8 protein-coding genes are annotated in these 10,128 nt (G+C 67.9%); 4 read left to right on the top strand and 4 right to left on the bottom strand.

The window, feature by feature from the left end:
* The 3 genes from VD997_08275 to VD997_08265 all read right to left on the bottom strand — a co-directional run.
* A partial coding sequence (locus VD997_08275) for a DEAD/DEAH box helicase (GenBank protein HYE61980.1) occupies positions 1–361 on the bottom strand: 361 nt, incomplete at its 3' end.
* Positions 358–720 (bottom strand): RNA-binding protein, encoded by a 363-nt coding sequence (locus VD997_08270; GenBank protein ID HYE61979.1) that lies wholly within the window; start codon positions 718–720, stop codon positions 358–360. The genes VD997_08270 and VD997_08275, both read right to left, overlap by 4 nt.
* Before the next feature lie 206 nt (positions 721–926).
* Positions 927–1,319, bottom strand: a complete 393-nt coding sequence (locus VD997_08265) for a hypothetical protein (GenBank protein HYE61978.1) — start codon at positions 1,317–1,319, stop codon at positions 927–929.
* A gap of 205 nt (positions 1,320–1,524) precedes the next feature.
* Between VD997_08265 and VD997_08260 the strand changes: the two genes are divergently transcribed.
* A complete protein-coding gene (locus VD997_08260) occupies positions 1,525–2,514 on the top strand; it encodes a DUF4142 domain-containing protein (protein HYE61977.1) in 990 nt (329 codons plus the stop codon).
* A gap of 108 nt (positions 2,515–2,622) precedes the next feature.
* On the opposite strand, the gene VD997_08255 is transcribed toward VD997_08260, so the two are convergent.
* Positions 2,623–3,573, bottom strand: a complete 951-nt coding sequence (locus tag VD997_08255; protein HYE61976.1) for a hypothetical protein — start codon at positions 3,571–3,573, stop codon at positions 2,623–2,625.
* A gap of 42 nt (positions 3,574–3,615) precedes the next feature.
* Between VD997_08255 and queF the strand changes: the two genes are divergently transcribed.
* The 3 genes from queF (at position 3,616) to VD997_08240 (ending at position 10,026) form a co-directional block, all read left to right on the top strand.
* Positions 3,616–3,996: a preQ(1) synthase gene (queF, locus tag VD997_08250; protein HYE61975.1), complete on the top strand. Its 381-nt coding sequence runs from the start codon at positions 3,616–3,618 to the stop codon at positions 3,994–3,996.
* Between the two features lie 171 nt (positions 3,997–4,167).
* The gene (locus tag VD997_08245; GenBank protein ID HYE61974.1) at positions 4,168–6,141 is read left to right on the top strand and encodes a choice-of-anchor X domain-containing protein; all 1,974 of its coding nucleotides are present in this window, start codon (positions 4,168–4,170) and stop codon (positions 6,139–6,141) included.
* Positions 6,142–6,447: 306 nt separating this feature from the next.
* Positions 6,448–10,026 (top strand): hypothetical protein, encoded by a 3,579-nt coding sequence (locus VD997_08240; protein HYE61973.1) that lies wholly within the window; start codon positions 6,448–6,450, stop codon positions 10,024–10,026.
* Positions 10,027–10,128: the final 102 nt, after the last annotated feature.

The following is a 10,128-nucleotide window of genomic DNA, read 5'->3' as shown; positions in this document are numbered from 1 at the left end:
CGCCAATTTGCGCCGCGAGCTCGCGAGTCGGAGCGAGCACGAGCGTATGAATGATGCGCGGCGTTTGCTTGGTGCTCGCCGCCGCGTCGGCGCGCCACGCCAGCCAACGAGCGAGCGTCGGCAGCACGAAGGCCGCCGTCTTGCCCGTGCCGGTGCGCGCGCAACCGAGCACGTCGCGCCCTTCAAGCGCAGGCGGGATCGCCTGCGCTTGAATGGGCGTCGGCTCGCTGTAGCCCGCGCCGTGCACCGCGCGCAGTAGAACGTCACTGAGCCCGAGCGCTTGGAACGGAGACGCGAGCGGCGCCGTTCCGGAGCCCGGATGTGCGGTGTCGGTCGCGGACATCAGCGATGTCTCGATCACCGGCGACCGCGTCCGCCGCCGCCGCCGCCGTAGCCGCCGCCACCACCGCCGCCGCCGTAGCCGCCGCGGCCACGACCGCCGCCGCCGCCACCACCGAAGCCGCCCGAGCGCGCCTCGCGGGGCTTGGCCTCATTGACGACGATGTTGCGGCCGTCGACGTTGGCGCCGTTCATCGCCTCGATGGCGTTGCGGGCCTCGTTGTCATCCGCCATCTCGACGAACCCGAAGCCGCGGGGGCGGCCCGTGTCACGGTCCATGATGATGGACGCGGAGACGACCTGGCCGTGCGCCTCGAACAGCGAGCGCAGCTGAGCATCGTCCGTGCTGAACGGAAGGTTACCGACATAGAGCTTCATCATTTGACTTGGAACTCTGCCCGAGGAACTTGAAACCCAATCGCTGCATCAAACTCGGGCGAGAGCAAGCGCTGGTCGGATCGTGAGCCGCCCGGCACCGATGCCGAACGGGCTCCTGTCACTGCGTGAAGTATAGCCAACCCCGTCCCGCCGGGTGCAAGCGACACCCCTCGGCAGGGGATCACGCGATCACCCCCGATCAGCAATCCCTACGCCGCCCTGCTCCTGTCCTGATTCTCATCCAGCGTCGTCTGAACGATGTGCTTCGCCTCGGTCTCCTCGCGCTTGCGCATCATCCCCGCGTACCACACCGGGAACGCCACGGCCGCAAACACCGCCACGTACACCAGCCCCATCAGCAGCGCCGGCATCCCCCCGATGTAGATCACCGTCCCCAGCACCAGCGGTACGCCAATCCCCAGCACGATCCAGAACACGTTCCGCCCACGTCCGCGCGACCGCGGGTCTGGCACCCGCCCATCCGGCGAGTGCGCCGCCATCTCCTCCTCGGTGATCTCCCTCACCTGCTGCGGTGGGACATTCGACTCTCGCTGCTGCCGCACGCCGTGGCCCGGCTGAGGGATGGGTCCAAGCTGGGACATATTCGCCTCCTATCTGCTCGTGTATTGGACCGCGCCCCCGCTAAGCACACGGTGAAGTCCGGCGTGCAAGTGCTCTGCGCCCGGGTGAATACAGCCGGCGACCGGGGATTTCGACCGGCTCTCACCCAGTGTTCAACCCGGCACCGCCCTGTGCAGGTCTGCCACCGTGGGGGCGAGCAATCCCTTTCCAACTGGAGTCTGAGTCATGAAGATGAGAGTCCTTCTGCTGGTCGCGTCTGCTGGCTTTGCTGTCGTCGGCTGTGATCGCAACCGTGACGATGACCGCTATGACAGGGGCGTCGAGTACCGCTCCACCGACCGCACCAACACCACCTTCCGCAACAACACCACCAACAACAACATGCGGAACGACACCGCCATCCGCAGCGACTACCGCGACAACACCACCTTCCGCAGCGACACCAACCGCACAGACACCAACATGCGGACCGACAACCGCACCAACATCAACACCACCAACCGCAACGACGTCAACTGGCAGCAGAACGACCAGAACCGCCAGCAGTTCGGCAGCCAGAACCAGGGCAACAACAACCAGGCCATCCGCGCCATCGACAAGGACTTCGTCACCACCGCCGCTGCCAGCGGCATGAAGGAAGTCGAGCTCGGCCGCCTCGGCACCCGCCAGGCCAGCAACGAGCAGCTCAAGCAGTTCGCCCAGAAGATCATCGATGATCACACCAAGGCCAACGAAGAGCTGATGACCCTGGCCCGCAACAAGAACATCGACGTCCCCACGCAGCTGCCCCAGGACCACAAGAGCATGGTCCAGAAGTTCAACCAGCTCAACGGCGCCGAGTTCGACCGCGAGTTCGTGACCCACATGGTGCAGAGCCACCAGAAGTCCGTCGACCTCTTTGACCGTCAGGCCCGCCAGGGTGAGGACGCCCAGGTCCGCGCCTTCGCCGCCCGCACGCTGCCGACCCTCCGCCAGCACCTGCAGATGGCCAAGGACCTCCAGCAGAACCTCACCGGCAGCGACATGGGCACGCCGCGCCGCGACCCCAACACCACCCCCGGCACCACGCCCGGCAACAACAACCCCAACCAGCCCAGCCAGCCGATCAACCCGCTCAACCCCAACGACCCCATGCGTCCGTCCAACCCCAGCACGCCCCCGACGGACCCCAACAACCCTGACCGCCCCACCACGCCCCCCGGCGGCGGCCGCTAAGCGACAGCTCGGCACTCCTCCATGACTCCAAAGGGCCCGCACACGCGGGCCCTTTTTTCACTTGCTCCCGCTCGATGCCTTGATGCCGCGTGCCTTGATGCCTCCCCCTCACCCGATCAAGTCATCCATCGGCAACGGCGGCGTCGGCTGTTTCGACCGCGCCGCCCGCACCACCCACGCGCCCACACTCTCGCGCGTGATCGCCCACCGCGTGCGCAAATACACCGCCTTGCGCGACGCCCTCGCTTGATCGAACACCGCGATCCACCCCTTCTTCGCGTCGATCACGACACGCGAGGTGCGCAGGTCATACCGCTCAATCACCGGCCTCCCCGCTCCCAACGCCGGGTACAGCACCACATCCAGCACCCCCGGGCTGATCCGCACGTACGTGGGCTTTGCGAACGCGGCCATTACGCCCGCCATCGCGATCGCAGTCCAGATCGCGTCCGTCCTCACACTCTTCCACCACGACCCCGTCGCCACCCTCTGCATCACCATCACCGCCGCCATCGCCACGAGCATGCACAGCAGGTCCGCCCACGCCCGCCCGCGATCCGAGTGCTGAGTGACCTTCGGGATTCCCTTGTGCTTCGGCAGCGACTCCTGCTTGCCGTCGGCCTCAAGCTCCCCGAAGTGCGGGTCCACCAGCGTGCGCACCACCACCGGCTCGAAAGGATCGTCCACCATCGTCAACGCCGCGCGCTCGACCGCGTCATCCGGTGATTGCAGCGAGATCCGCGCGTCATCCGTCGACACGAGGGCGCCGCGGTACGGCGTCTCCTTCATCCTTCGCCGCAGCTTCCTCCAACCAAGCACGAGCCCCGCGATCACTCCGCCGGCCCCGATGACAACACCAGCCCAGAAGAGCGACGTGCTCTGCCCCGCCAGAAACCGCCCGAAGATGATCGGGAACCCGACAATCCCGAACATCAGCACGAAGTCCGCGAACCCCCCCGGCGGCCACGACACCAACGCCCGCCACCCCAGCACCCCCACCTCCGGCCGCTCGTGCGTGAAGCCCTCCCCTGCAGCGACCTCTTCAATCCCCTCGCCCATCCCCTCCAGCCTACCGCACCCACCCACCTAACATCGCCGACCATGCCCGACCCCAGCCTCCTCGAAGCCTTCCCAACCCCCACCGACACCCCCTTCGTCATCGAGCACGTCGCCGACGAGTTCACCTCCACCTGCCCCAAGACCGGGCACCCCGACTTCGGCACCGTCACCGTCCGCTTCGAGCCCCGCCCCGCCCGCGCGGGGGGCACCTGCGTCGAACTCAAGAGCCTCAAGCTCTACTTCCAGTCCTTCCGCAACGAGGGCATCTTCTACGAAGGCGTCACCAACCGCATCCGCGACGACCTCGCCCGCCTCATGAACCCCACCTGGCTCCTCATCCGCACCGACTGGAAAGGCCGCGGCGGCATCCGCTCCACCATCCGGGCCGAGCACGGCGACGTCCCTTCCATCTGGAAGGCTTGAGCCGGCCTTGACCGGTCCACCATCCCCCAAGAGCCGGGGGTTCCCGCTGATCTGCGGTTTTTGAGCCGTTTTTCACGGTTTGATGGAGCCATTTGCCCCCGCGTTCGCATCTGCTCTCACGAAGTCGGGCCGGCGTTCGGGCCCCAGGTTACATCCCAAGGAGAAGGAAGAATGTCCACGCGTAATCGTTTGGCGGCGGTTGTCCTTTGCGCTGGCGGCGTCGCCACGCTCGCTCACGCCCAGCCCACCGCCGAGGACCTCGGCGCCCTCTCGAACGGCACCATCAGCCGTTCCATCGCAATGTCGACCAACCAGGTCTTCTGGTACAAGTTCACCGTCCCCGCCGTCAACGTGAACAGCTCCGGCCCCGGCAGCGTTTACCTGGACATCCGCACTCACAACCCCGGCGGCACCGTCCTCGACACCGAAATCGCCCTCTACAACGCCACCGGCACCCTCGCGACCCCCGCCAGCACCGACGACGACGACGGCCCCGGCAACGGCTCGGCCCTCTCCTACGGCATGGTGTGCCCCACCCGCGCCAACGCGGCCACCGGCACTCAGGGCGCCGGCGCCAACTTCGACGGGCGTGACGGCGGCCTCGCTCCCGGCGAGTACTACCTCGTCGTCGCCCCCTTCAACGCCAGCTTCAGCGGCACCAACTGGGGCGTCTCCCCCGGCAGCCAGACCGGCCCGATGATGGTCGAGATCACCCTCGGCGAGGGCGTTGACCCCCTCACCGCCCCGAGCCTGACCGCCGGCACCGCCTCCACCAACATCCCCGGTTCGAGCACCACCGTAACTGTGACCGCTGCCGCCTGCGGCATGCCCACTGATGTATCGCTCGACGCCTCCACCATCGGCGCCGCCAGCAACATCCCGATGTTCGACAACGGCACCAACGGCGACGCCACCGCCAACGACCGCATCTTCACCGCCGTGGTGACCATCCCCGCCGGCGCCACTCCCGGCGCGTACAACCTCACGGCCAACGCGTCCAACAGCGCCGGCCCCACCAGCCGCGTCGTCGCCCTCACGGTCCAGGCCCCGCCCGCGACGCTCACCGCCTCCGGCGGCGTCTACACCGAGATCGAGGACAACAACAACAAGACCCGCGCCAACATCATCCAGGCGATGAACTCCGGCGAGGCCATCAGCGGCACCACGACCGGCACCTCCACCACGGCCACCGGCAACGGCAGCGCCGACTACTTCCGCGTTACCACTGCTGCCGCCCCCCTGGGCATCTACCGCCACCGCCTCCAGATCACCACCACCGGCACCGCCGGCCACAGCGGCACCATCCGCGGGCTCAGCCAGTCCAGCACCGGCATCACCGCCGGCACCGACGTGGAAATGCAGGCGACCTCCACCGCGACCACGCCGGCCCGCTTCAACCAGTGGTACGGCTTCGGCAAGGGCGAGACGGTGTTCTACCGCGTCAACGGCGGCAGCGGCACCACCGCCCCCTTCTCCTCCACCCTCTCCACCGACAGCGTGACCCCCGTGGCCCTGGGCACCTTCGCCCCCGGCCAGATCGTGCTGACCACCGTCGGCCAGGGCCACACCGAGGACACCGAGATCCTCGTGTATGACGCCAGCCTCAACCCGGTCCCCGGCTACATGAACGACGATGAGTCAGTCGCCGAGGGCGGCGCCGACACGTCCCGCAGCCGCCTGGTCCGCAACTACGACGCCGGCACCTACTACGTCGCCATCTCCACCTACAACACCGCCAACAACCAGCCGTCGCCCGCGACCGACGACTTCCGCACCGGCAACGTGCTCGACTTCGCGAACGCCATCATCGCGCAGAGCACCTCCGCCGCTGCGAACATGCAGTTCGCCGTGACCGACAGCACCGGCACTCAGACCTTCCCCGCCAGCAAGGCCGCCTACGACATCTACTGGGCCACCTTCACCGTCGGCTCCTCCTGCCCCGGCAACGAGTGCGGCCCGCAGGACTTCAACGGCGACGGCGACGCCGGCACCGACCAGGACATCGAGGCCTTCTTCGCATGCCTCGGCGGCACCTGCTGCGAAACCTGCTTCTGCCAGGGCAGCGACTTCAACGGCGACGGCGACATCGGCACCGACCAGGACATCGAAGCCTTCTTCCGCGTCCTGGGCGGCAGCCCCTGCTGATCCTCCCCGCTGATCTCGGGTGGAGCACTCAACAGTGAGTGCCGGCAGCCCTCAGCTGCCCCCACCCTCAAAGCTGTCTGGGAGTGTGTAACCTCCCGACTCGTACGGCCCGGGCGCGGTCTCCCCCGTCCGGGCCGTTTTCTTTTTGCCTTCTCACCACCGGTCGGCTCTCCGACCGGTGGTGCTCTCGCGCGAGTGGCCGCCTTCCGATAATCGCTGCCTCAGGCATTCCGCACACGCAACCGCATTGTGGACGACCAGCCTGCCCGTTACACTCGGTGCCTCAAACACCCAAGGACCCTGAGGATGCCCAAGGCTCTTGTTGTCCCCACCGCCATCGCCGCGCTCGCCGGATTCCCCGCCGCGCTCGCCGCACAGCAGACGCTCATCAACTACGTCGGCCCCACCGGCGGCGCGTGGAGTGCGCCCGGCAACTGGAGCCCGATGCAGGTCCCTACCTCGCCCACGCACGTCCCCGTGCTCTCCGGCGGCGTCCTCGTCAACCTTGACCTTGACGCCACCGTCGACAAGATCCTGATGGCCGACGCCGCGTGCACGGTCAGCATCCCAAGCGGGCGCATGCTCGGCATCATCACCACCGCCGACAACTCAGGGGCCACCGGCCTTTTCGGCCGCGGCCACTACATGCTCAGCGCCACCTCCACACCCACCCGCATCCGCCTCTTCGGTGACGTCGGCACCTGGGCCACCTTCGGCACCACCGACCCCACCGAAACATCCCTCATCACCCTCTCCTCCAACTTCAACAACTTCATTGACGCGTCCACCGCGGGCGTCATCCTGTTGAACGAGGGCACCATCCAGGGCGCGGGCCAGCTCGGCGTCAACACCCTCTCCATCCACAACAGCGGCGTCATCCGCGCCACGTCCTCCACCGTCGAGCTCAAGCTCGACCCGCCCGCCAGCGGCATGAGCAACACCGGCGATCTCCGCGCCGACGGCGGCACGCTCACCCTCACCACCGGAAACTACAACAACGCCGGCGGCACGATCACCCTCGGGACCGGCTCAACGTCGGTCGTGCACATCCAGAACTCCGCCGTCGCCGGCGGCGTCATCCGCGCGGATGCGGGCGCTACCGGCCAGATCCGCGCCACCGCCAACTCCTCACTGAGCGGCGTCACGCTACTCGCCCCGCTCATCGTCCCCAACTCCCAGGCCCTCCTCCTCGCGGGCGACTGCGAGATCGGCGCCGGGGGCTCGCTCCGCCCCGCCACCACCGGCCTGGTCCGCGCCACCACCAACCTCCGCCTCCACGGCCAGGGCTCGCTCAACCCCGTCAACCCCTCCATCACAAACATCATCGACTCGACCGCACCCCTGGGCGTCACGCTCACCAACGACCTCGCCGGCGGCATCGTCGGCGGCTGCAACCTGGGCAACAACACCCTCGCGGTCATCAACAACACCACCATCGCCGCGCAGGGCGGCACCATGATCATCGACCCGCCGGCCGTGCTCCCCTTCGTCAACAACGGCACGCTTGTCGCCCGCACCGGCGCGACCCTCACCCTCCAGGGCGGCACCTACCTCAACAACACCGCCATCACCGCCGAAGCCAGCGGTACCTGCAACCTCAACGGCACAATCGTCGGGGGCGCCATTACGGCCGCGCCCGGCGGCGTCTTCACCGCCGGCGGCTTCGGCACGCTGCGCGACCTCACCGTCTCCGAGGGTACGACGATTTCAGTCAACAACGCCCAGACCGCGCACCTCCAGGGCGTCATCACCAACGGCGGCACCCTCAGCCTCAACGCTACCAACCAGCCCACCGTCCTCCGCGCCGTCGGCAACGCCACCCTCAACGGCCCCGGCATGCTCCGGGGCTCCAACAGCAGCAACAACATCCTCGATGCCGCGGCCCCCGGCGCCGCCCTCACCAACAACACCACCATCCGCGGCCCCATCCGCGTCGGCAACGACTCGCTCCACGTCATCAACAACGGCGTCATCGAAGACGGCGGCTTCACCGACCTCCTCATCGACCCGCCCGCCGCCCAGCCCTTTGACAACAACGGCATCCTCCGCTCCGTCAGGATCCAGAACGGCGCCGTGGACAACACCGACGGCATCATCGAGGGCTACACCCGCCTCTCCGGCGCGTCCATCTCAGGCGGCCTCATCCGCGAAGCCGCCAGCGGCGGCTCCGTCACCGCGTACGCCCTCAGCTCGCTGGCCAATGTCACTCTCGAGGCCCCACTCTCGGTGATCTATGCGGAGGTGCTGCTCCTCACCGGACCGATTATCAACAACGACACCATCACCATCAACGACGGAATCAGCGCCAACTTCGACACAACGCTCCGCATCGCCGCGCCCGAGGTGACGCTCTCCGGGACCGGCCTTATCACCGCCCCCGCCACGAACCGCAACTACATCGATGCCGCGGTGCCCGGACAGCGACTCATCAACCACTCCACCATCCGCGGCAGCCTCCACCTCGGCCGCGACACCCTCCAGGTCGTCAACCACGGCCTCATCGAAGCCTCCGTGAGCGGCCCCGGGCTTCACATCGACCCGCCCGCAGCGTTCCCCTTCCAGAACCGCGCCACAATCCGCTCTGTGCTTAATAGCTTCCTGTCCATCAATGACGGCCCGATCGACAACACCGGCGGCCTCATCGAGTCCGCCGGGAACATCTCCCTCGACAACGGAGCCGCTATCACCGGCGGCGTCCTCCGCACCACCGGCACCGGCGCCATCTCCACCACGTCCGCCGCCACCATCGCCAACCTCATGACCGAGGGAACATTCACCGTTACCCCTGGCGCGGTTCTGACCCTGCAGGGCACCGTTAACAACAACGCGAGCCTGAACGTCAACGGCTTCACCCAGACACCCTCGATCCTCCGCGCCCTCGGGGCAGCCACGCTCGCCGGCTCGGGCGCGGTGAACCTCAGCAACAGCCCCGGCAACTGGATCGAGGCGACCAGCCCCGGCGATTCGCTCACCCTTGAGGGCGCCACGATCCAGGGCGCCGGCCAGATCGGCCGCGACACCCTCGCCATCACCAACCGCGGCATCATCCGCTCATCGCTGAGCGCCGGCCTCCTCATCGACCCGCCCGCCACCGGCGGCTTCATCAACGACACCGGCGGCACGCTCTCCGCCCATTCCGCCAACCTCACCATCACCGACGGCCCCTTCACCAACGCCGGCACCATCCGCGTCGAGACCACGCGCGTGCTCACCCGACTTGCCGGCGACTTCAACCAGACCGCCGGCCTCACCCTCATCCTCGGCACGCTCCAGTCCGCCGGCCCCTTCAACCTGAGCGGCGGCACCCTCACGGGCACCGGCAACCTCAACACCCACGTCGTCAACAGCAGCGGCTCCATCGACCCCGGCCACCCCACCAGCCCCGCCGGCCACCTCACCATCAACGGCCCCTACACCCAGCTCCCCGCCGGCCGCCTCGACTTCCAGCTCCGCGGCAGCGGCAGCACCCAGTTCGACCGCCTCACCATCAACGGCCCCGCCGCCCTCGGCGGCGCCCTCCACGTCCGCTTCGAGAACTCCTTCGTACCGCCGATCGGCGCCACCTTCCGCATCCTCAACGCCACCTCCCGCACCGGCGAGTTCACCGCCGTCACCACCGAGGGCGCCCCTTCCCGCGCCGCCGCCGTCACCTACGACGCCGTGGGCGCCACCCTGGTCATCGTCCAGCCCTGCGGCACCGCCGACTTCAACGGGGACTCCGACATCGGCACCGACCAGGACATCGAGGCCTTCTTCGCCTGCCTCGGCGGCCACTGCTGCGACACCTGCTTCCAGGGCGGCAGCGACTTCAACATGGATGGCGACGCCGGCACCGACCAGGACATCGAGTCCTTCTTCCGCGTCCTGGGCGGCGGCCCCTGCTGATCGCCCACATTCCTTCAGAACGCCCGAGAACTCCCCCTACCTCACTGCACGCCCCCCTGCACGGGTTGTCCCCGCACGGCGGCCTGTTAGTCTGTGCCACGC

This window comes from Phycisphaerales bacterium (genome assembly GCA_035627955.1).
Lineage (GTDB): Bacteria > Planctomycetota > Phycisphaerae > Phycisphaerales > UBA1924 > JAEYTB01.
The sequence above is the reverse complement of the archived record's forward strand: the minus strand, read 5'-3'. Positions and strand labels throughout refer to the sequence as shown.

Coding starts and splice junctions, on each gene's coding strand:
- VD997_08245 (HYE61974.1), top strand. CDS start 4,168: ATGTCCACGCGTAATCGTTTGGCGGCGGTTGTCCTTTGCGCTGGCGGC.
- queF (HYE61975.1), top strand. CDS start 3,616: ATGCCCGACCCCAGCCTCCTCGAAGCCTTCCCAACCCCCACCGACACC.
- VD997_08265 (HYE61978.1), bottom strand. CDS start 1,319: ATGTCCCAGCTTGGACCCATCCCTCAGCCGGGCCACGGCGTGCGGCAG.
- VD997_08270 (HYE61979.1), bottom strand. CDS start 720: ATGATGAAGCTCTATGTCGGTAACCTTCCGTTCAGCACGGACGATGCT.
- VD997_08240 (HYE61973.1), top strand. CDS start 6,448: ATGCCCAAGGCTCTTGTTGTCCCCACCGCCATCGCCGCGCTCGCCGGA.
- VD997_08260 (HYE61977.1), top strand. CDS start 1,525: ATGAAGATGAGAGTCCTTCTGCTGGTCGCGTCTGCTGGCTTTGCTGTC.
- VD997_08255 (HYE61976.1), bottom strand. CDS start 3,573: ATGGGCGAGGGGATTGAAGAGGTCGCTGCAGGGGAGGGCTTCACGCAC.